Below are 20,398 nucleotides of genomic sequence, written 5' to 3'. Positions count from 1 at the left end.
CTCTTGTTTTATTTTTGTTGAAGTTCTTAGCTAAAATTAAGAAACCTAACAGGTTTTAAAAACCTGTTAGGTTGACTATAAGAACTGTAAAAGTTAATCTAATTTATAATATCAAATCCGCAGTACGGACGTAAAACTTCCGGAATTACGATTCCTTCCGGAGTTTGGTAATTTTCTAATATTCCTGCCAAAACTCTTGGTAATGCCAATGAACTTCCGTTTAAGGTGTGTGCCAAATGGTTTTTTCCGTCTTTGTCTTTAAAACGCAATTTCAAGCGATTTGCCTGAAAAGTTTCAAAATTAGAAACTGAACTAATTTCCAACCAACGATCCTGCGCTGTAGAAAATACTTCAAAATCATAGGTTAAAGCCGATGTGAAACCCATATCGCCACCACATAAACGTAAAACTCTGTATGGCAATTTCAATTCTTTCAAAATATCTTTTACGTGTTCTACCATTCCGTCAAGCGCTTCATAAGACTTATCAGGATGTTCAACACGTACAATTTCTACTTTATCAAATTGATGCAAACGGTTTAATCCACGCACGTGCGCCCCGTAAGAACCTGCTTCACGACGGAAACATGGTGTATAAGCCGTATATAAAACCGGTAATTCCGTTTCAGTTAAAAGGACATCGCGGAATAAATTCGTAACAGGAACCTCAGCCGTTGGAATCAAATATAAATCATCAATTGTTGAGTGATACATTTGTCCTTCTTTGTCCGGCAATTGTCCCGTTCCGTAACCTGAAGCTTCATTTACCAAATGCGGCACCTGAACTTCATTATAACCTGCTGCAGTGTTTTTATCCAGGAAATAATTGATTAAAGCACGTTGCAAACGAGCTCCTTTCCCTTTGTAAACCGGAAAACCTGCACCCGCAATTTTTACACCCAATTCGAAATCAATGATATCGTATTTCTTTACCAATTCCCAGTGAGGTTGTGCGCCTTCATGTAGAACCGGAATATCACCTTCCTGAAAAACGTTTAAATTGTCGTCCGGAGTTTTTCCTTCAGGAACAATATCAGCCGGAAGGTTTGGTAATGTGTATAATTTATTCGTCAATTCAGTTGCCAAAGCTTCTGCTTTTTCGCCTAATTCTTTACTTTTTTCTTTTAATGAAACCGTTTTTTCTTTTAAGATTGCTGCTTTAGCTTTCTCTCCCGCTTTCATTAATTCCCCAATATCTTTGGATAATTTATTAGATTCGGATAAAGTATTGTCTAATTCAACTTGTGTTGCACGACGGTTTTCGTCTAATTGCACGACTTCTTCAACAACGCTTTTAGCATCGATATTTCGTTTTGCTAAAGCCTTGATTACTTTCTCCTGATTCTCTCTAATAAATGCGATTTGTAACATAGCTTGATTTTTATAACTATTGTATTTTTTTATAACGGAAGCAAATTTAAGGAAATGTTTTATAAGATCACGACAAAGTTGATTCTAAAGTTATTTCCGGGGTGTTCCGCAGAGAGGTTACACAGAGATGCGCGAAGTTTTTTTGATATTCTTTCGCGAAGCTTTGTGAAATACTTTGTGTATCTCTGTAAAATTTACTTCATGAATGCAAATTCCTTTTATTCTTTAATCACTCTAAAAATCTCTGTTGAATTTGCTGTAGAAACTTTTAGTACATAAAAACCAGAGGATAATGTAGAAACATCGATTTTCCCATCGCTGCTTTTTCCTTTTAAAACCGAAATCGATTCGAAACTAAAAAACTCATAATCAAAACTGGCATTAAAATTCTCAATTGAAACAACCGCAGCAACAGGATTCGGTAAGACGAAAGGCTTTTTATGATCAACAACTTTTGGCTCGACATTATTACAGGCGCTTTCTAATAACGACGTTAAATCAACCTCATCATAAACCAAAGCATAATTGAGCTCTTTTGCCTTCTGAAACAGCTCACAGGCTTTTTTGTATTTGTGTTGATCAAGATAGATAATGCCTAGATTTTTCATGGCATATGAATTATTCTTATCCCTTTTTAATGCCTCTTTCAAATCGGCAATTCCTTTATCTGATGCTCCTAATTTATGATAAAGCAAACCTCTGGTTGTTCGTAAATCCCTGCCTCCATTAGCCCTATTATCGATTATTGCTTTTTCATATTTAAAAGCAATCGTAATATTATCCATTGCTTTTTGATAGTCGCCTGTATCAGTATACAATCTGGCGAGTGCCCATCTTGAATTGGCATCATCCGGTTTTTGAATTACGATTTTTTCTAAATAATAAGCTGCTAAATCATACGATTTTCGTTCTTGCAACAGATTTGCAAAGTTGTATAAAATGCGCAGATCTTCAGGAGCATTTTTTATGGCTTTGTAATAATAATTAAACGCAAAATTGTCCATATCGAGTGAGGCATAAATACTCGCCAGCCTATCGTAAAGCTTGCTTCTCAATACATCTTTCTTTTCTGCCAAAGAATCGGACAGCGCTTTATTCTTAGGATCTTTATCTACAGAATATTCAACCTTTTTTAAATCTTCAAGTGCCAATGTCGTGTTGCCCAAACTAATGCTTAAAACACCTCGATTGAATAAATCATTGACTGTTGTAGGATTGTAATTGGTTTTGGTATTAATATCAGTCAATAACTTAAGCGCTTTTTTTACTGATTCTTCCCTGTCTTTACCAAACGGCAATTTATGATCGGTTCTGCTGACTAACTTTCCGTGCGAATAATTCCAGGTAACCAGTTTTTCTCCTTGTTTGTTGTACTGAAACGAATCGGCATTTTTTAAACCTTTATCATCATAATAAAAAATCTCATTGAGCTTTCCATTCGGATAATAGGTTTTGGTACTGTCCGGTTTTTTATCCGGTCCGTACCAAATTTCGACAGAAACGACATGATCATTATAAAAATAGCGGGAAACATCCTCCTTGTTTCCATTGTCTTTTTCCTGAGCAGATAGCAAAACAGGTAAAAACAACAATAGAAATACTATTTTTTTATATCGGATAATTGGCACTGTCAAAATTTTAAGGATTAAATAGAAATTCAAATTTCGGATAAAAATATTTAAGCTTCATCTATAAATTTTTCAAATCCTTATTTTTTGATTTTGTGAAACTTTTCATAAAAATCAGAATCACCGATTAAGGGAAACAAATTTGTTTTAATTTTGTAAGGTTACCTAACAAGTTTAACTTTATAAAAAAAAATGGAAATAAAAGAATTAGCTCCATCCTTGCGAACTGTAATATCCCTTTTGCACAAAAGTTTACGCAAACAAATGTATTCTATCAATACACTTTCATTGACCGAAATGGAAACCATTGGTCACCTGATTCGAAACACCAACTTACTTCCTTCTGAACTGGCCAATTTGACTCGTGTAAAAACCCAGTCGATGTCACAAATCATTAAAAAACTCGAAGGGTTGGAGATCATCACCAGAACTCCTTCTACTGAAGATGGCCGCAAAGTCTACATTTCCTTAACCGAATATGGAAAACAGGCCATTGAAAAAACAAGATTCGATCGTGATGAATGGCTTACCGAAGCCATCACCCAAAACTTAACAAAAGAAGAAAAGGAATTACTGGAAAAAGCAATTCCTGTTTTAAATAAACTTGTTCCGATTAATTAAAATCGAAAATCAATGTCAAAGATTTTAAACCTCAGAACCTTCAAAGCTTTTCAAAGCCGAAATTATGCTTTGTTTTTTGGCGGACAATTGATTTCGAGAATCGGAATGTGGATGCAGAGAACCGCCGTAGTGTGGATCGTTTACAGCATGACCCATTCTACTTTTATGCTGGGATTGACGGTTTTTGCAGAACAATTTCCTTCGTTTTTGTTCTCGCTTCTTGGCGGAGTTGTTGCCGATAGAAACAATCGTTACAAAGTTTTAATGATTACTCAAATTATATCTGCATTGCAGGCAGTTCTTCTTACTGTTTTGGTATTTATGGAACATTACGTCATTTGGGAAATATTGAGTTTAAGCGTGCTGCTTGGGATCGTAAATGCTTTTGATATTCCGGCCCGACAACCTTTGGTTCACGACATTATCAAGAAAAAAGAAGATCTCCCAAATGCCATTGCTTTAAATTCAACACTCAATAACCTGGCAAGATTAATTGGTCCGTCATTATCCGGAATTGTACTCACGCAATTTGGGGCCGGAAACTGTTTTTTACTAAATGCGATAAGTTTTATTGCTGTCATTATATCCTTACTATTAATGAAATTACCGCCTTATAAACCAAATCCAATAAAAAAGAAAATCTATACAGACCTGAAAGACGGTTTGCTATACCTTAAAAACACACCAAAGATTAGCGTTATCCTTTTGATGTTATCCCTTTTGTGTTTACTTGTCATTCCGTACAACACGCTTTTGCCGGTTTATGCCAAAATCATCTTTAAAGGAAATGCAGCCACTTTTGGTTACATCAACAGTTTTATTGGTTTGGGAGCGGTTATCGCAGCGATATATTTAGCCTCTTTAAAATCAAGTACCAATCTTAAAAGAGTATTATTTATAAACACGATAATTTTAGGAATCAGCTTAATTATTTTTTCGCATTTAAATATTTTTCCAATTGCAATGGCTGTTGCTATTGTTTGCGGATTTGGCACTATGTCGCTTATCCCCATTTGCAACACCATTTTGCAACTCGAAGCAGAGGAAGCCATGAGAGGAAGAGTCATAAGCTTTTTTGCCATGGCTGCTTTTGGAATGATCCCGATAGGAAGCCTTTTCATCGGAATGGTTTCTAAATATATTGGCGCACCAAACAGCTTAATGATTCAGGGTATTATAGCTCTTATCATTGCAATTTCGTTTTATGTATTTTTTAAAAGAAAGAAAAAAACTCAGGAAATAGCAATCCCGATACACACTGAAGAAGCAGATACTATCAACAATCAAATCTAAAAAAAATGGAACAAAACACCGCCCTACTTGTCATGGACATGCAACTTGGAATATTATCCAATTTTCCAAATCCTGAAAACATTATCAGGAATGTAGCTCAGGCAATAGAAAATGCCCGAAGCAAAAACATTCCTGTTATCTATGCAACACTTGGTTTTAAAAACGGAGCCTCAGAAATTAGTTCAAACAACAAAGTTTTTGCCGCTACAAAAGAGCATATTAGCAACATTGACCTAAAAGAGTTTTCGAAAATTCATCCCGAATTAGCCCCTCAGGAAAATGACATACACGTTATCAAACGTAGGGTAAGTGCTTTTACGGGAAGTGAACTTGAAATTATTTTAAGATCAAAAGAAATTAAACACATTGTTCTTTCGGGCGTTGCTACTAGTGGAATAGTATTATCTACTACAACTGAAGCCAGCGACAAAGATTATAAAATCAGTATTTTATCTGATGCCTGTGCTGATCGTGATGAAGAAGTACATCGTGTGCTGACAACAAAAGTATTCTTACGTCATGCAAATGTATTGACTATTGAAGAATGGAAGAACTCGTAATCATGGGAGTCCTAGCCCAGATAGAAGCGGTATCCTTTGCTTGCCTTCTTTAGGCAAGCAAAGATAAAGCGGATAGCTGGAAACAGCTCCTGAAAATTATTTATATTCTACCAATAGTTCTTTTAATTCCTTGGTTTTTAAATAAGCCGCAAAACGTCCGGACAATAATAACATTTCTCTTTCTTCAGGAGTAATTCTAAGTTTAGTTTCTACGTGCGAGGCATATTCGTATAACATCAGCACTTGTCTGGCTGCTAAATCTTTGAATTTTTCTTTGTTTAAAGTAGCAACAATTATTTCGCCTTCTTTATCTTTTTTAAAGGAATCTTCACCAAATTTCATGATCAGTTCCTGCTTGAAGTTTGCATACAATTTTGTCCAACTACCCGATTCATCATTGGTGTTTTTTAATTCAAACACCAAATCCTCATAAGGGTAATCTTTTTGCATCTTTACCAAATAATCCCTGATCGTTGTAAAACCAATAATCTGATAATTGGTAACGGGTATTTTATAACGTTCAAAAGTACTTTCGACATCTTTATCAAAAGTCATATATCGGGTTTGAACCGTATATAAAGAAGCGGTTTCAAACAACGAAATCAATCTTATTTTGGCATCGGTTATATAAGGTGTTTTTTTTCCTTGTCCCAGGCAATCAATAAAAAGCGCTTTCTTATTTTTATCATTCACCCTTGTATCGTTATGAAGCAACTCGACCAAAGTTTTATACCCCATATTGTCTGAAGCACCGCCATCGACAATACACAATATTTTATCCTGGTTCTTTACGCCAAATTTTACTTTAGGCAAAACTCCCGGAAAAGCAGAACTCGCTGTAATAGCATAGGTTACCGGAAAATTATAGCCGTCATTTATTTGATTTTCATTCAGGGCAATTTCAGCTTTATTAGGAGCCAAAGACGAATTTAGGTTTAAACCCCGAATAATATGTGGCATAAACGGAATACGTTCTCCATTATTAAAAGCAGTTCCGTTGGCCACAAACATCGGCAAAGAAGGAGTTGCTTTACTGTCTTTTGGAATAAAAAAGTCCGACAGCAACATTTGAGAATCAAACTTATCGGTATTATTAGGATTCATAGCATCGTATTGCAAAATATCCGAATCGATGCGTTGCGTCATCGATATTTTATCCCCTTTTTCGTTTCGGTTATTGTTCAGTAAAGACAAAATATTAACCGATTTATCGACATAATCTTTATAAGCATCGGCTTTAGAAAAATAGAATTCGTTGAAGGAACAATTATCCTGAAACAATTTGTTTTTCAGGATCGTTAAGTAATATCCTGCCGAAAAACAGCCTCCTGAAACCGTAGAGAAATAATCTATTTCGTTCAGAAAATTGCGTTGCGAATTGTCTCCTTTAATTTCTTCCAGTCCTAAAAGTACGCCCATACTAAAAAACTGCGCTCTCGAACCTCCGCCCGAAATACCGATTCCCAAAGCGATATTAGGGTTCTGAAACTTTTTATCACGATCCTGAACCGACTTATAATCGTCCAGCGAAACTGAAGGAATTGAACTATAATTAATTTCCGAAAAAAGGTTTATTTTATTCTGAGAAAATCCTGTTTGAAGAAAAAGCAACAGCAATATTAGGCAGTATCTATATCTCATTTCGGGTTTTTTTTAATCGCTAAATCGCTTAAGGCTAAATTAATAAAGTTATTTCACAAAGTAACACGAAGACTTCACAAAGATTCGCCAAGATTTTTTTAAAGAAATTTTATTTTAATCCTGTGAAATTATATTTCCCGCAAAGTTTTTTTAAGCCACTGATTAGAATGATTAAAATGATTTTTTAAAATCGGCTTAAATCTGGGTGAACAAAATAATCCACTAGAGTTTATTAATCGCGCAAAGACGCAGAGTCGCAAAGAAAATAAAACTTTGCGCCTTTGCGTCTTTGCGCGAAATTCTCTAGACATTAATCAAAAAACTTTGTGCAACTCTGTGGTAGATTGCAGCAAAAATTTAAGCCCTTTTTATCTCATGCCCAACATATTCCTCTAAAGCAGCAAACATATCATCTACAGAAAGCACTTCGAAATCAGGATGATTTTTCAGGAAATTGGCATTCAGTGTAATCAGGTTTTCCTCCAGTTCAAAGAAAGTATCATTATTCAAAGAATCACGAACCGGATTTACACCTTCCAGTTTTCCGCTTACGAATTTATTCAGCTTTACGCTGCTCATTAGTTTTACCTTTTTGCTTTGTTGCTGAAACAATTCAAGATGTTTTTCGGCACCAATCAAAGCCAAACCTTCTTCGATAAGTTCGTTCAGTTCTTTATTCCAACCCGATTTATAAACAAACTGAGCAAAATTTCCCTCAGCATATTGCGAATAGTAATAATCAAGATAATAACTCATCAACGCATCTTCATGAATAAATTCGTCATCGACACCTTCCTCGCGCATTAAATTAATTACCGAAATATTAGAGTGAATCACATCCTGAAGATTTTCACTATTCATTGCCGTTTCAGAAACTAGTATTCTACCGAACTCCTCCATTTTGATATTTTTTAAGATTGATTTGCAAATTTCAGTTAAATAAAAACAGAAAAGAAATACATTTTGATTTAAATAACATCAGATTCGTCGTTATTCTTTTTTTCGTTCATTTTTGCCACCAAAGCTTTCAAACGCAAGGCATGTGCTTTTTTCTCTTCCTGAATTTTGGCTTTTTTCTTATTGAGCAATTTGGTATGCAAAGCCTTATTTTTGGTGTTTTTTTGAGGTCCTTTTGCCATGATTTTCTTTCTTTAATTTACGTTTACAAAGATAGGAAATTGAATGAGAATAATTTTTTGGGCGTTCCCTCCGGTCGGGCTATTCGCTGCAAGTCCTCGCACTTCCTTCGTCAGGCTGTGGGCTTTTCACTGCTATCCCTAACGCTATCCTATTCTAAGAAGTCTTCCGATTTTATAACTACAATCAGGTAAAAAACAAGTATGTATACTTGATATCAAGTATTGTTTTTTTATTAATCTTGTTTAAATAATTACAATTACGGATTTCCATAATAAAATTAAAAAACTAAATCGTAATATTTGCATTACAGAAATAATTATTAAAAGCTTTCTAATATTTTTTTCATGATAAAAACTAAATGGCTTATATACACTGTTGTAATTGGACTAATGCCTTTTTTCATAAGAACATTTATTGCATTATTTGACAAAACCGGAACTCTAGAATACTGGATTAATGAAACAGATTTTATTGGATTAGGGCTTGTTTTAAATTTATCCATAATAAATGAATTAGAGGACAAGGATTTTGAAGATAAAATTTGGAAAACTAGAAACATTGGTTTTTCAGTAGTCTCAATTGTATTATTCTCATCAATCCTTGCAATTGTCACTTATTCTGACTTTAAATTAAACAAGGATATTAATAAAACAACTGTAAAAATATGTTCAATTGTTTTAGCTATTGTATCATTTATATTTAGCTATTCAATCTATAATCGTCTTAATACATTAAAGAAATGAACACTATAATAATAATCTTGACAATTGTTTTTTCTATCATAGGCTTATTTCTTTCAATACATACTATAATAGAAACTCGAAAAAAATATTACAACGATTATATAAAAAGAAAAAGAAATGAAAAAACTTAGATCATTCGTATACTTAGATAATTATAAAATGTATTCGATGTCCTCACAATTATTTGAAGGCTTAACAGAATACATAGTTAAATCAGAAACCACAAACAAACGAGAAGAAGAGAGCCAAAAAGGCCCCATTGGAAGTGGCCGAATTTTAGCAGATATAATCGAAAAAGATACAAATCAAACTGAAAAAAAATTTTTACATGATTTTTCATATAATTTGTTTGAAGACGCATTATTAAAACAAAACAGAGTTTTAGAATTAAATAAAGAAAATATTGAAGAAAATATTTTAAAAATTAATGATTTTAGTTTTGTAAAAATATCAGGAAATGTAGTTTTCAACGATCTAAAAATCATAGAAGAAACAATTGCAAACTTTAATAAAATTGGCGAAGCTCTTGGATATGTAACTCAAAAAGCTAAATATGACGAAGAAATGGCTGAAGCTAAAAAAGCACTTAACTCAATTACGGATAGAAATCAAAAAGCGAAAGCAGCCTCAATGATTAAATCTCAAATAGATTTCAAAAAATATCTGAAAGAAAATGGACTTAATATGGATGATGCTTTTCTAAAAAATTTAGCATATGTTCTTGACTTTGGCTACAATCAACAATTTGAAGTTCAAATGCCTATAAGATCCGAAAACGAAACTTTCCAATTATTTAGTGCACAATTACAGAGAGAAAATCTAAAGGAAAATGAATTTTCAATAATAAAAAAATATTCAAGAGAAACAGAAAAAGAGTTTCAATTATTTGGAATACTAACGCAAAAACTTACAGCTGATAGTAAACAACGAATTTTTGAAGAATTAAAAATAAACAGTGATGAAATAGAAAGTCCTAACATGAAAGAAGCCCTAATGAATATGGTAAGTATACTTACAAATTTAGAAAATACTTTTACTGGAAAATTAAATTACGAATACGTGATTGATCCTATAGCATTATATTTAGAAATCTAAAACCCGAAATTACAAATTTGCAACCCATACCCATAAAGAGAAATCACAAAAAATCAATCATTCCTCAACACCTTGAAAATCCCCAACAAGTATTTCATTAATTTCACTTAGCATTTCAAACTCATCCAAAGGAAACATTTTGAGTACGGTTTCTAAAATGAGACTCACATTAATAGATGAATCTTTATCTGTTTCTGAAATTCTATGCGTGTCGTTTTCCAGCGCCAAAACGCATAATTTTAGCATGTTGGTAATAATGCAGCCCAGTTCGTAATAATCTAATAACTCAATTTTAGCGGTGTAAAACTTTGTCTTATCTTTAGACGGATTTAAAGTGGTACAATATCGGGCAGTTAATTTTCTAAGGTTTTCCAGGCTTTTAATTTCATTTGGCTTCATGACAACTTGATTTTTTTTGGCTTTAATTATGAGAAAAATAGTACTTTTACTTAATAAACCGCAAGAAAGTAATCGAAAGTCTTGTTACGAACCATTATCAATAGTATTTTACAAATGCTGTTTTGTATTTTACCAAAACAAGAAAAATTAAAAGAATTTTAAATATCTTTGAACTATGAGCACAGCAACAAAACCAAAACATATTGGCCGAAATATTAGCCGAATCAGAGAGCTTCGAGGAATGAAACAAGAAGCGCTTGCTTTTGCAATTGGCATAAGTCAGCAAACTATTTCTAATATCGAAGGGAGCGAAAATGTTGATGAAGAAAAGCTAAACGCAATTGCTGAAGTTTTAGGCGTTTCTGCTGAAGCAATTAAAAATTATAGTGACGAAACAGTATTGAATATTATTAGTAACACTTTTACCAATACTAGTCACGATAGTTCAACAATAAACTCAATTAGCATTCAGCCTACTTTTAATCCACTCGATAAAGTGGTTGAACTTTTTGAAAGGTTAGTTCAATCCGAAAAAGAAAAAGTCGAGTATTTAGAAAAATTATTAAAAGGCAAATAACCTTTATAAAAATTATAATGATTGCAAAAAGAGACTCGTGGGTCTCTTTTTAGTTTTAAAAGAAGTTCAAAAGTCAAGACAAATCGCCATGATAAAAATTCACCACCTCAACTGCGTAAAAATTGTTTCACCCGTAAACGATAATGTTTGCGGACATTGCTTATTGATTCAGGAAAACGACAAACTTATTTTAGTCGATACCGGAATTGGGCTTTTAGACATTCAAAACCCCGAAGAAAGAATCGGTCAACAACTCATTGATATGGTTGGGTACCGTTTTGATGAAAATCAAACCGCGATAAAACAAATCGAAAAACTGGGACTTGATCCCAAAAACGTAACCGATTGTATTATTTCGCATCTCGATAATGATCATATTGGCGGTTTGGCAGATTTCCCGAACGCAACGGTTCATGTTGGGATTGAAGAATATCAAAACTTCCTTTCCGGAAATCCCAGATATTTAAAAACACCTTTGTCACACAATCCAACAATTAAAACTTACGAAAAATCAGATCTTGATTGGTTCGGGTTTAAAGCCAGAAAAGTCGATACAAATACTGAATTAGAGATTTTTCTAATTCCACTTTTCGGACATACATTAGGGCATTGCGGCGTTGCTTTAAAAACAGAAAAAGGACGGTTGTTTTATATTGCAGATGCTTATTATATGCGAGTTGAACTTACTGACAGCAAACATCCCGTAAATCAACTGGCACAAATGAGAGCCGAAGACAACGATTTAAGATTGAACACTTTGGACAAAATCAGAAATTTAATAAATGAGCATCCTGAAATTGAAGTTTTCGGATATCATGATATCGAAGAATTCAATTTTTATCAGAACTAAACAAATTCCACTTAAAAAAATACAAATTGAACATAATAACGAATTCAGATTTTGACGAAACTTTTTCTTCTTTAAAAAGAATGGGAGAAAGATTCCCACCTGCAAAAAATGCTTTCGAATTATTAAAAAAATTAAGTCGGGAAACGACAACTTCAGAATCTGATATTCTGGTTTATGAAGTCGATAAAATCCAATATCAGTCGAATACCAATAGTTATTTTTATTTCTATTTTCCAATTGTCAGTCACATTCTGTATTATAAACCTGAATACGAAACAGTTCTTTTAAAATATTTAGTCGGTCCAAATTTTGCAAACGGAACATCCGAAATCAATGAAATGATTTCGATTATCAATGGAGCAATGGAGTTTAAACTTCAAGAAAACAAATTATATTTGACCAAAGAAAGCCAGTTTTGGGTTGTCAATGAACTTCCTAAATTAGAAAAAGAGATTCAAAGGGAAATTGACGTTTGCTAGAAAGAGCTTGATGAATAAAAATGCATAATTAAACAGTTATTATGAAAGTAAAAATAATATTTATTTCATCCATTTTATTATTTATTTCTTGTTCTAAAAAAGAAGAAACAAAAGAATTCCCGTTTGAATCTTTCATTTTTTCATATGCGGGTTTACATCATGATAATTCGCTTAAGTTTACCAATAGTGATACGGTATTTATGCAGAGGAGATTTCCCAAACCAACGGAGAATTTCTATGCTATAATTCCAGCTGATAAAAAAATCAAGCTGAATAAGCATCTTCGCTCTTTAAACCTCAACAAATTTGAATCAGATTATGCACAAGATAATTTGTGCGATGGCGGAAGCTATCTGATAAATGCATCAACTAAGGGTAAAAACAAATCCATTTTTATATATGGAGGTATTGCACCAAAAGAACTTTATAATTGTGCCGATTCTTTAATGAGCCTTAAAGAAAATTTAAAGTTTGTCCCAACAAAACAAATCATTGACTTTGGAGATTTAGGTCCCATTTTACCGCCGCCGCCACCTCCTCCATTAAAACTGAAAACTAAATGAACCCAACTTTCTTTCCAACCCAAAACGAATTCAGAGAATGGCTAGAAAAGCATCACCAAAACGAAACCGAGCTTTTAGTAGGTTTTTATAAAGTGAATAGCAAAAAACCGTCGATGTCGTGGTCAGAATCTGTAGATCAGGCGCTTTGTTTTGGCTGGATCGATGGCGTTCGAAGATCTATAGATGAAGAAAGTTATTCGATACGGTTTACACCAAGAAAGAAATCCAGTATTTGGAGCGCGATCAACATCAAAAAAATCGAAGATCTCACCAAAGCCGGATTGATGAAAGAAGCCGGAATAAAAGCTTTCGAATTAAGATCTGAAGAAAGATCCGGAATTTATTCGCACGAAAAGAAACCATCTATTCTTGATCCCGAGTTTGAGAAACAATTTAAAACCAATAAGGTGGCTTGGGAATACTTCGACAAACAAGCTCCATCGTACAAAAAAGTCATGATTCATTGGATTATGACTGCCAAACAAGAAAAAACCAGAATTTCAAGACTTGAAAAAGCGATAAACATTAGTGCCGAGCAAAAACGAATGTTGTAAAAGAAAATCAAATGATTGTAACTGAGATCAAATGACAATCAGTAACTTTATTCTTCGAAAATAATTTTCATCTAAAAAGAATAAATAATGAACGAAAGAACCGCATTAGAATACTACGTGTTAGATGTATTCTCTAATAAAAGTTACAAAGGAAATCCGTTGTCTGTTGTTTTTACTGATGACGATTTAGCATTAGAATCTTATCATAACATTGCGAAAGAATTTGGTTATTCTGAAACTTCGTTTGTTTATTATTCATCGGCTCAAAAAGCGCTCCATGTTCGTTCTTTTACCCCTACCGGTTTTGAGGTCGACGGCGCCGGGCACAATTTATTAGGTGCAGTTTGCGCGGCATTATTCAAAAAAATTTCCATATTTCAGGAACAAGATGAAACCAGTCATTTTGTAATCATGAAAGATAGTCCGATACGATTAACAACAAGTTTTGATCCTGTTACGGAATATCCAATAGTACAAATGCATCAAAAACCGGCTTTTATTGGGCAGGAAATCCCGGCTTCGTTAATAGCAAAAGCTCTTGGTTTAACTATTGATGATTTGACTTTGGGAGAACTTTTACCAACAATTGTTCAAACCGAAGTTGCGCATGTAATGGTTCCCATCAAAAACAGGAGATTTCTGCACGATTGCATTCCGGACAACAAACGCTTAATCGAAATCTCTAAAGAATATGGATTTGAAGGATTTTATTGTTTTACAACTTCAGAAAATCAAGATTATATAGCCGAAGCCAGATTCTTTAATCCCCTAATTGGTATCGACGAAGATGCCGCCACAGGAACAGCGGCCGGACCTTTAATTGGCTTTTTAACACAAAATAAATACACAAAACCCAACACCGAATATAAAATCCTGCAAGGCGTAAAACTAAATCAGCCTTCGCTTATTGAAGTAATGTCCCGTGAAAATGATATTTTGGTTGGAGGTTCTGCGGTTATTACGATGCGTGGGGAAATTTATCTATAAAAAAAGCTGCATCACGCAGCTTTTTTTATAGTTTACTTTTTAATTTCCTGTGGTAAAGTTTTTTGTTGTTCTGGCGGAATTCTTTTCTGTAAAAACAAAATTTGTCCCAAATGACTTGACTGATGTTCCATAACATGAAACCAGCAATACTGATTACTCATATCATATTTTGTTTGAACTTGGGTAAACCATGCATCATCTCTTTTCTTTAATTCTGATATGGTTTTTGCTCTTACTTCATTATAAATATCCAGATAATATTGAATTTCATGCCCTTTAAATTCATCTCGCCCAGCCTGATCAAGATTCAAAGCAGCCCCCCATTTTTTCTTTTCTTCTTCGTTAAATTCTCTATTTTCAAAAGTAATAACCTGATAGTCTTTTTCGGCTGCAGCCAAATGCATTACAAGTGCTCCAATTCGGTTGGCATTTTCATCATGCAAATAATCAATTTCATATTGGTTCATATTCTGAACCGCGTATTCAACACGATCTTTAAGATCTTCCAGCATCGAAATCATGTCGGCAATTTTTGGTGAAGCACCTTCAACGTTTCCTATTTTTCCGGTTTCTTTTACTATTATACCACTTCCTTCAAGTAATAATGAGTATTTTCCATCTACACTTGATTTATCCGAAGAAATCTTAAATTCCTTAACCTTAACATTTTTTTGTTTAGCATTGCCCAGATTCCATTTTGGAATATCTGTATTTGTTGCAGGGGTTTCAAAACTTGAATTTAAAATTGTTACAGGTTCAAAAACACCTTTTGCATTTTCGATAAACAATTGAAATTTATCAAAATAAAACTTTCCGTTTAGCTCACAAATTCCTCCAAAAACCAATGTTTTACTATTCTCATCAATTGTTCCTTCGATAGTATAAGATTGCCATTCTTTTGATTTTATTGGTCTGTCATGCATATTATCAGCAAAGCCTGGTTCCTCATCTTTATTAAAAACTCTTGCAAAAACGCCACACCACGCTCCTGGGTCGGCAGACTCTACTTTTGCCGAAGCAATTACTCTAAATTTTTTCTTTACCGGAGTCTGGATATTTATTGTTTGACGAAAAGCCATCCATTGGCTGGAAATAATTCTTTGAGTTTGAGCTTTTGCCGACACTAAGCTTAAAAATAATAATAGTAAAGCTATTTTTTTCATTCTCTATATTTTAAAAATTTTCGTAAATATAATATACTTCTTTAAGGAAAGAACTTATTATAATTTAAAAATTAGTACAAAAAACAGAATAAAAAAAGCTGCATCAAAAAATGCAGCTTTCATATCATAACCAGAATATTTTCTTAGTTCGTTTTCATTGGTGGCAAATCGAATGCGATAGAATCGTGTTCGAAATTATTACGGTGTCCTCCATCGCAAAAAGGTTTATTTGCAGATAATCCGCAACGGCAAAGTCCTAATGCAGCTCTTCCTTGTAATCCGTAAACTGTTCCTTCTGAATCCATGATTTCGAAATCACCTTCGATTTTGATAGATCCGTTTTTATTGATGATTAATTTTGTCTTGCTCATAACTTGTTTTTGTTTTTTTCAGGGCAAAGATTGCAAAATAAATTTTGAAGATTTTAATGCGGATGCTAGTTTAAACTGGTTCTATTTTAAGTTTTACCACAGAGATTCGCAGAGGTTCTCACAGAGATTCGCTAAGTTTTTTTTAAAGAAATGAGAATTAATCTCGCAAAGTCGCGAAGTCGCAAAGTTTTTGTACTTTGTTTATTATCAACAATATTGTCAGACTGAGCGAAGTCGAAGTCCCGCAAAGTGATTTAGCAAACATGGCTTGGACTTCGCTCAGCCTGACAATTGTAGATGTTTTTGGTTGTTCTAAATGACAAATGGATATCACTAGCCCCGATAGAAGTGGAAATCCTTTTACTTTTTTCTTTAAAAAGTAAAAGATCGTAACGGATAGCGGGATTAGCTCCTAAAAAAACTTATTATAAAGGGTTTACTTAGAAATGACAAACAATGGGAAAAAACTTTGCGCCTCTGCGCCTTTGCGCGATTATTTCAACCCAACAAAAAAAAACTTCCGTGAAACTCTGCGCTTTTTCTTTGTGAAACTCCGTGAAATAACAAATTCTCAATTCTATTGCTTATTTTTGCACTCAATAAAATTGAGTTATGATACAAAATCCAAAGAGATATACTATTACGGCGGCATTGCCTTACACCAACGGACCTATTCATATTGGGCATTTGGCGGGGGTTTACGTGCCTGCAGATATTTATTCGAGATATTTACGTTTGCAAGGAAAAGACGTTGCGTTTATTTGCGGAAGTGATGAACATGGGGTTGCAATTTCGATGAAAGCCAAAAAAGAAGGAATTACACCACAAGAAGTTATTGATAAATATGACGGAATTATCAGAAAATCATTCGCTGATTTCGGAATTTCGTTTGATAATTATTCCAGAACTTCAGCTAAAATTCATCATGATACGGCTCAGGAATTTTTTAGAAAACTGTATGATAATGGTGATTTTATTGAAGAAACAACAGAGCAATTGTACGATGCAAAAGCAGATCAGTTTTTAGCAGATCGTTTTGTGGTGGGAACTTGCCCAAGATGCGGTAATGACGGAGCTTATGGTGATCAGTGCGAAAATTGCGGATCTACATTGAATGCGACGGATTTAATAAACCCAAAATCGACCATTACCGGAGAAACTCCGATATTGAAATCGACTAAACACTGGTTTTTGCCTTTGGACAGATATACTAATTTCCTTACCGAATGGATTTTAGTTGGACATAAAAACGACTGGAAACCGAATGTTTACGGTCAGGTAAAATCATGGATCGATGGCGGATTGGAGCCTCGCGCCGTAACGCGTGACCTTGATTGGGGAATTGATGTTCCGGTTGAAGGTGCCGAAGGGAAAAAATTATATGTTTGGTTTGATGCGCCTATCGGATATATTTCATCGACTAAAGAATGGGCACTTCGCGAAGGAAAAGACTGGGAACCGTACTGGAAAGATGAAGACACAAAACTGGTTCATTTTATCGGGAAAGACAATATTGTTTTTCACTGTGTCATTTTCCCAGCGATGCTTAAAGCCGAAGGAAGTTATATTTTGCCGGACAATGTTCCTGCAAATGAATTTTTGAATCTGGAAGGAAACAAACTTTCGACTTCTAAAAACTGGGCGGTTTGGTTGCACGAATATTTAGAAGAATTTCCGGAGAAACAAGATGTTTTGCGTTATGCATTGACATCAAACGCTCCTGAAACTAAGGATAATGATTTTACCTGGAAAGATTTTCAGGCAAGAAACAACAACGAATTGGTTGCCATTTTTGGGAATTTTATTAATCGTGTGGTTGTTCTAACGAACAAATATTACGACGGATTTATCCCAATTCCAAACGAATTGTCTGAAGTTGACGAAAATACTTTGGCAGAATTAAAAGCGTATCCAGCCGTAATTTCAAGTTCGGTAGAGCGTTATAGATTCCGCGAAGCTTTGGGCGAATTGATGAATGTTGCCCGTTTAGGAAATAAATATCTTGCCGATGAAGAGCCTTGGAAAGTAATGAAAGACAATCCGGAGCGTGTAAAAACTCAAATGTATGTTGCGCTTCAAATTGCTGCTGCGCTGAGTATTTTGGCTGAACCGTTCTTGCCTTTTACTGCAGCAAAATTATCAAGAATCCTGAAAAATGAAGGTAAATTGAAATGGAATGATGTTGCTGAAAATTCAGAATTGATTCCGGAAGGGCACCAAATTGGTGAAGCCGAATTATTATTCGCAAAAATCGAAGACGAAGAAATACAAAAACAAATAGATAAATTGGAAGCTACAAAAACCGCTAATATCGCTGAAAACAAACAAGCAGAACCTCAAAAAGATTTGATTCAGTATGAAGATTTTGCCAAAATGGATTTGCGTGTAGGAACGATCATCGAAGCAGAAAAAATGCCAAAAGCAAACAAACTTTTGGTCCTTAAAATCGATACCGGAATTGATGTTCGCACAATAGTTTCCGGAATTGCCGAAAGCTTTTCGCCTGAAGAAATCATTGGTAAACGTGTTACGGTTTTGGCAAATTTAGCGCCAAGAGCTTTACGCGGAGTTGAAAGTCAAGGTATGATTTTAATGACAACAAATGCAGAAGGTAAACTGGTTTTTGTAAATCCTGATACGGATGCACCAAATGGTGAAACGATAAACTAAAAAAATCTTACTTTTATAATACCCCTTCAGAGTTTGAAATTCTGAAGGGGTATTTTTATTTACTATTTTTAGCAATAAAAAAATTTGCCGAATTCAAAAAACATAGATATCTTCATATCAAATTTTAAAAGATAATTATGAAACAAAATTACATTACTACATTTTTATTAAGTTTATTTATACTAAATGGTCTAAATGCCCAAAATCAAAATTATTTAATGGATGCCTCTTTCGGGAATAGTGGTTATACAATTTTACCAACTACTATGCCCAGAGTTCTATCTATTGATCTTTTTTCGGGTTCTAAAATCAGAATTACTGGCTTCAATTCTAGTGTATCAAGCGATGATGGACATAAAACAGTACAATTATTAAGTACGGGTTTATTAGACACTGGTTTTTCGAGTGACGGAATCGAAAGTGGTACGCCAACTTTTTTTAGAAAAAAAAGTGCAACAGCAATAAATAACAATACCGAGGTATTGATTATGGGTAGAGATTACACCCCTGAATTTAAATACAAAATAATAAAATTAAAAAATAACGGATCATCAGATTTAAATTTTGGTAACTCTGGGGTAGTCATGTCACCAAAAGACGGTTTAGATGAAGATCCAGGTTTTATAGTACAACTTTTAGACGGAAGTTTTATTTTTTCAAATAAATCTAGTTACACCACTTCTATAAAAAGCTTATCATCAAATGGATCTATAACTAATACATTACATAATTCATACGCTGGATCTGCAAATGAATTTCAGAGTTATTGCAAAACAAAAACAGGTAAAATATTATTTGCAGGAACCAGCTTCAGTACTAAAAGTAACAGCACCACAAACATGTACCATTTTCTCAACGCCGATGCATCGAGTTTAAGACTTGTTTATCAAGATGACAAGCAGGACATAGGTAGTCAGGCAATAATATCAGCTACATACGATGAAGTTAATCAAATTTTTGTTGTACTTGAAAATTATTATTCTTCAACATCAGATGCCAGATATCATTTAAAGACATTCGACTCTGAAGGTGTCTTTATTTCAAAATATACTTATCGTGAAGCTGATTTTGGTTGTGCTCCTATAAAAACAATAACATTTGGAGGCTTTACTTATGTTGTAGGTGTTGATCTTTCATTTAATCTTAAAATAGCAAAAATGGATCAAAATGGAGAATTTAACTCCTCTTTTGGAAATAATGGTATTGCTACTATCGACATCAAAGAAAACATTACTAACATTGATGCTATTACAAGCGATAATTTAAATAGTATTTTTGTAGCTTCTGGAAATTCATCGACGAATGTTGCATTGGCAATGAAGATAAATGTGAGCAATACTTTAGGAATTGATGACCATACGGTAAATAATTTAAATTATTTCGTTTTTCCAAATCCTACAAAAGGCGTTATTAATTTTAAAGAAAAAGTCGATAAAGCCGTGTTATTTGATATAAATGGAAAAGTAATAAAAGACTTTAAAGATGTAAATGATGCAGATTTATCTCAATTTCAAAATGGAATGTATTTTATAAACCTGACAACAGATGGTAAATCATCAACTAAAAAAATTATTTTAAAAAAATAATCTTATTTATACATTTTATTAAAAAACCTATCCGGAACCTTTTTATGTTTCCCCAATTCAAATCTATCAATTTGAAAAACATAAAAGTAGATTTGTCTTACCTCTTGC

At 33.8% G+C, this 20,398-nt stretch carries 21 protein-coding genes; 13 read left to right on the top strand and 8 right to left on the bottom strand.

Annotated features, from left to right (window positions below; genetic code table 11):
• Positions 1–98: 98 nt before the first annotated feature.
• Together serS and ACQY44_RS13695 are read right to left on the bottom strand one after the other, a co-directional pair.
• Positions 99–1,370, bottom strand: a complete 1,272-nt coding sequence (serS, locus tag ACQY44_RS13700) for a serine--tRNA ligase (RefSeq protein WP_428230892.1) — start codon at positions 1,368–1,370, stop codon at positions 99–101.
• Positions 1,371–1,588: 218 nt separating this feature from the next.
• On the bottom strand, positions 1,589–2,998 hold the full coding sequence (locus ACQY44_RS13695; protein WP_428231198.1) for a tetratricopeptide repeat protein: 1,410 nt from the start codon (positions 2,996–2,998) through the stop codon (positions 1,589–1,591).
• A gap of 192 nt (positions 2,999–3,190) precedes the next feature.
• Here ACQY44_RS13695 and ACQY44_RS13690 point away from each other — a divergent pair, with 192 nt between their 5' ends.
• Genes ACQY44_RS13690 through ACQY44_RS13680 form a run of 3 tightly spaced genes read left to right on the top strand, consistent with a single transcriptional unit; the run spans position 3,191 to position 5,472 of the window.
• The gene (locus ACQY44_RS13690) at positions 3,191–3,619 is read left to right on the top strand and encodes a MarR family winged helix-turn-helix transcriptional regulator (RefSeq protein ID WP_428230891.1); all 429 of its coding nucleotides are present in this window, start codon (positions 3,191–3,193) and stop codon (positions 3,617–3,619) included.
• A 12-nt stretch (positions 3,620–3,631) separates the two neighbouring features.
• Positions 3,632–4,912: an MFS transporter gene (locus ACQY44_RS13685; RefSeq protein WP_428230890.1), complete on the top strand. Its 1,281-nt coding sequence runs from the start codon at positions 3,632–3,634 to the stop codon at positions 4,910–4,912.
• Positions 4,913–4,917: 5 nt separating this feature from the next.
• A complete protein-coding gene (locus ACQY44_RS13680; RefSeq protein ID WP_428230889.1) occupies positions 4,918–5,472 on the top strand; it encodes a cysteine hydrolase family protein in 555 nt (184 codons plus the stop codon).
• Between the two features lie 96 nt (positions 5,473–5,568).
• Here ACQY44_RS13680 and ACQY44_RS13675 read toward each other — a convergent pair whose 3' ends face one another.
• From ACQY44_RS13675 to ACQY44_RS13665, 3 genes are all read right to left on the bottom strand, one after another.
• Complete coding sequence (locus tag ACQY44_RS13675) at positions 5,569–7,113, bottom strand: patatin-like phospholipase family protein (RefSeq protein ID WP_428230888.1); 1,545 nt, start codon at positions 7,111–7,113, stop codon at positions 5,569–5,571.
• 357 nt (positions 7,114–7,470) lie between these two features.
• Positions 7,471–8,013: a DMP19 family protein gene (locus ACQY44_RS13670; protein ID WP_428230887.1), complete on the bottom strand. Its 543-nt coding sequence runs from the start codon at positions 8,011–8,013 to the stop codon at positions 7,471–7,473.
• A 68-nt stretch (positions 8,014–8,081) separates the two neighbouring features.
• Positions 8,082–8,252, bottom strand: coding sequence for a hypothetical protein (locus ACQY44_RS13665; protein ID WP_428230886.1), 171 nt, complete (start codon positions 8,250–8,252; stop codon positions 8,082–8,084).
• 345 nt (positions 8,253–8,597) lie between these two features.
• Between ACQY44_RS13665 and ACQY44_RS13660 the strand changes: the two genes are divergently transcribed.
• Both ACQY44_RS13660 and ACQY44_RS13655 read left to right on the top strand, forming a co-directional pair.
• On the top strand, positions 8,598–8,996 hold the full coding sequence (locus ACQY44_RS13660; protein WP_428230885.1) for a hypothetical protein: 399 nt from the start codon (positions 8,598–8,600) through the stop codon (positions 8,994–8,996).
• Between the two features lie 117 nt (positions 8,997–9,113).
• Complete coding sequence (locus ACQY44_RS13655) at positions 9,114–10,091, top strand: DUF6414 family protein (RefSeq protein ID WP_428230884.1); 978 nt, start codon at positions 9,114–9,116, stop codon at positions 10,089–10,091.
• Positions 10,092–10,148: 57 nt separating this feature from the next.
• Here the strand turns inward: ACQY44_RS13655 and ACQY44_RS13650 are convergent, their stop codons facing one another.
• Entirely contained in the window at positions 10,149–10,490 is a 342-nt protein-coding gene (locus ACQY44_RS13650) for a hypothetical protein (protein WP_428230883.1), read from the bottom strand.
• A 175-nt stretch (positions 10,491–10,665) separates the two neighbouring features.
• Between ACQY44_RS13650 and ACQY44_RS13645 the strand changes: the two genes are divergently transcribed.
• The 6 genes from ACQY44_RS13645 (at position 10,666) to ACQY44_RS13620 (ending at position 14,500) form a co-directional block, all read left to right on the top strand.
• The gene (locus ACQY44_RS13645) at positions 10,666–11,067 is read left to right on the top strand and encodes a helix-turn-helix domain-containing protein (protein ID WP_428230882.1); all 402 of its coding nucleotides are present in this window, start codon (positions 10,666–10,668) and stop codon (positions 11,065–11,067) included.
• 88 nt (positions 11,068–11,155) lie between these two features.
• Positions 11,156–11,917: an MBL fold metallo-hydrolase gene (locus ACQY44_RS13640; RefSeq protein ID WP_428230881.1), complete on the top strand. Its 762-nt coding sequence runs from the start codon at positions 11,156–11,158 to the stop codon at positions 11,915–11,917.
• A gap of 26 nt (positions 11,918–11,943) precedes the next feature.
• The gene (locus tag ACQY44_RS13635) at positions 11,944–12,396 is read left to right on the top strand and encodes a hypothetical protein (RefSeq protein WP_428230880.1); all 453 of its coding nucleotides are present in this window, start codon (positions 11,944–11,946) and stop codon (positions 12,394–12,396) included.
• Positions 12,397–12,437: 41 nt separating this feature from the next.
• Complete coding sequence (locus tag ACQY44_RS13630) at positions 12,438–12,959, top strand: hypothetical protein (protein WP_428230879.1); 522 nt, start codon at positions 12,438–12,440, stop codon at positions 12,957–12,959.
• A complete protein-coding gene (locus tag ACQY44_RS13625; RefSeq protein WP_428230878.1) occupies positions 12,956–13,513 on the top strand; it encodes a YdeI/OmpD-associated family protein in 558 nt (185 codons plus the stop codon). The genes ACQY44_RS13630 and ACQY44_RS13625 overlap by 4 nt, the downstream gene beginning before the upstream one ends.
• Before the next feature lie 87 nt (positions 13,514–13,600).
• Positions 13,601–14,500, top strand: coding sequence for a PhzF family phenazine biosynthesis protein (locus ACQY44_RS13620; RefSeq protein ID WP_428230877.1), 900 nt, complete (start codon positions 13,601–13,603; stop codon positions 14,498–14,500).
• Positions 14,501–14,532: 32 nt separating this feature from the next.
• On the opposite strand, the gene ACQY44_RS13615 is transcribed toward ACQY44_RS13620, so the two are convergent.
• Together ACQY44_RS13615 and ACQY44_RS13610 are read right to left on the bottom strand one after the other, a co-directional pair.
• The gene (locus ACQY44_RS13615) at positions 14,533–15,663 is read right to left on the bottom strand and encodes a DUF664 domain-containing protein (protein ID WP_428230876.1); all 1,131 of its coding nucleotides are present in this window, start codon (positions 15,661–15,663) and stop codon (positions 14,533–14,535) included.
• Positions 15,664–15,806: 143 nt separating this feature from the next.
• Positions 15,807–16,034: a CDGSH iron-sulfur domain-containing protein gene (locus ACQY44_RS13610; protein ID WP_056248078.1), complete on the bottom strand. Its 228-nt coding sequence runs from the start codon at positions 16,032–16,034 to the stop codon at positions 15,807–15,809.
• Positions 16,035–16,646: 612 nt separating this feature from the next.
• Between ACQY44_RS13610 and metG the strand changes: the two genes are divergently transcribed.
• On the top strand, positions 16,647–18,704 hold the full coding sequence (metG, locus tag ACQY44_RS13605; protein ID WP_428230875.1) for a methionine--tRNA ligase: 2,058 nt from the start codon (positions 16,647–16,649) through the stop codon (positions 18,702–18,704).
• A 137-nt stretch (positions 18,705–18,841) separates the two neighbouring features.
• Complete coding sequence (locus ACQY44_RS13600; RefSeq protein ID WP_428230874.1) at positions 18,842–20,290, top strand: T9SS type A sorting domain-containing protein; 1,449 nt, start codon at positions 18,842–18,844, stop codon at positions 20,288–20,290.
• Positions 20,291–20,398: the final 108 nt, after the last annotated feature.

The organism is Flavobacterium sp., from assembly GCF_965277525.1.
In the GTDB taxonomy this organism is placed as follows: domain Bacteria; phylum Bacteroidota; class Bacteroidia; order Flavobacteriales; family Flavobacteriaceae; genus Flavobacterium.
Note: the sequence above shows the minus strand (reverse complement) of the source record. Positions and strands in the feature narration are given on the sequence as shown.

Bases quoted from the DNA above. Each gene is read 5' to 3' on its own strand.
- serS (WP_428230892.1), bottom strand. From the start codon at position 1,370: ATGTTACAAATCGCATTTATTAGAGAGAATCAGGAGAAAGTAATCAAG.
- ACQY44_RS13690 (WP_428230891.1), top strand. From the start codon at position 3,191: ATGGAAATAAAAGAATTAGCTCCATCCTTGCGAACTGTAATATCCCTT.
- ACQY44_RS13685 (WP_428230890.1), top strand. From the start codon at position 3,632: ATGTCAAAGATTTTAAACCTCAGAACCTTCAAAGCTTTTCAAAGCCGA.
- ACQY44_RS13680 (WP_428230889.1), top strand. From the start codon at position 4,918: ATGGAACAAAACACCGCCCTACTTGTCATGGACATGCAACTTGGAATA.
- ACQY44_RS13675 (WP_428230888.1), bottom strand. From the start codon at position 7,113: ATGAGATATAGATACTGCCTAATATTGCTGTTGCTTTTTCTTCAAACA.
- ACQY44_RS13670 (WP_428230887.1), bottom strand. From the start codon at position 8,013: ATGGAGGAGTTCGGTAGAATACTAGTTTCTGAAACGGCAATGAATAGT.
- ACQY44_RS13665 (WP_428230886.1), bottom strand. From the start codon at position 8,252: ATGGCAAAAGGACCTCAAAAAAACACCAAAAATAAGGCTTTGCATACC.
- ACQY44_RS13660 (WP_428230885.1), top strand. From the start codon at position 8,598: ATGATAAAAACTAAATGGCTTATATACACTGTTGTAATTGGACTAATG.
- ACQY44_RS13655 (WP_428230884.1), top strand. From the start codon at position 9,114: ATGAAAAAACTTAGATCATTCGTATACTTAGATAATTATAAAATGTAT.
- ACQY44_RS13650 (WP_428230883.1), bottom strand. From the start codon at position 10,490: ATGAAGCCAAATGAAATTAAAAGCCTGGAAAACCTTAGAAAATTAACT.
- ACQY44_RS13645 (WP_428230882.1), top strand. From the start codon at position 10,666: ATGAGCACAGCAACAAAACCAAAACATATTGGCCGAAATATTAGCCGA.
- ACQY44_RS13640 (WP_428230881.1), top strand. From the start codon at position 11,156: ATGATAAAAATTCACCACCTCAACTGCGTAAAAATTGTTTCACCCGTA.
- ACQY44_RS13630 (WP_428230879.1), top strand. From the start codon at position 12,438: ATGAAAGTAAAAATAATATTTATTTCATCCATTTTATTATTTATTTCT.
- ACQY44_RS13625 (WP_428230878.1), top strand. From the start codon at position 12,956: ATGAACCCAACTTTCTTTCCAACCCAAAACGAATTCAGAGAATGGCTA.
- ACQY44_RS13620 (WP_428230877.1), top strand. From the start codon at position 13,601: ATGAACGAAAGAACCGCATTAGAATACTACGTGTTAGATGTATTCTCT.
- ACQY44_RS13615 (WP_428230876.1), bottom strand. From the start codon at position 15,663: ATGAAAAAAATAGCTTTACTATTATTATTTTTAAGCTTAGTGTCGGCA.
- ACQY44_RS13610 (WP_056248078.1), bottom strand. From the start codon at position 16,034: ATGAGCAAGACAAAATTAATCATCAATAAAAACGGATCTATCAAAATC.
- metG (WP_428230875.1), top strand. From the start codon at position 16,647: ATGATACAAAATCCAAAGAGATATACTATTACGGCGGCATTGCCTTAC.
- ACQY44_RS13600 (WP_428230874.1), top strand. From the start codon at position 18,842: ATGAAACAAAATTACATTACTACATTTTTATTAAGTTTATTTATACTA.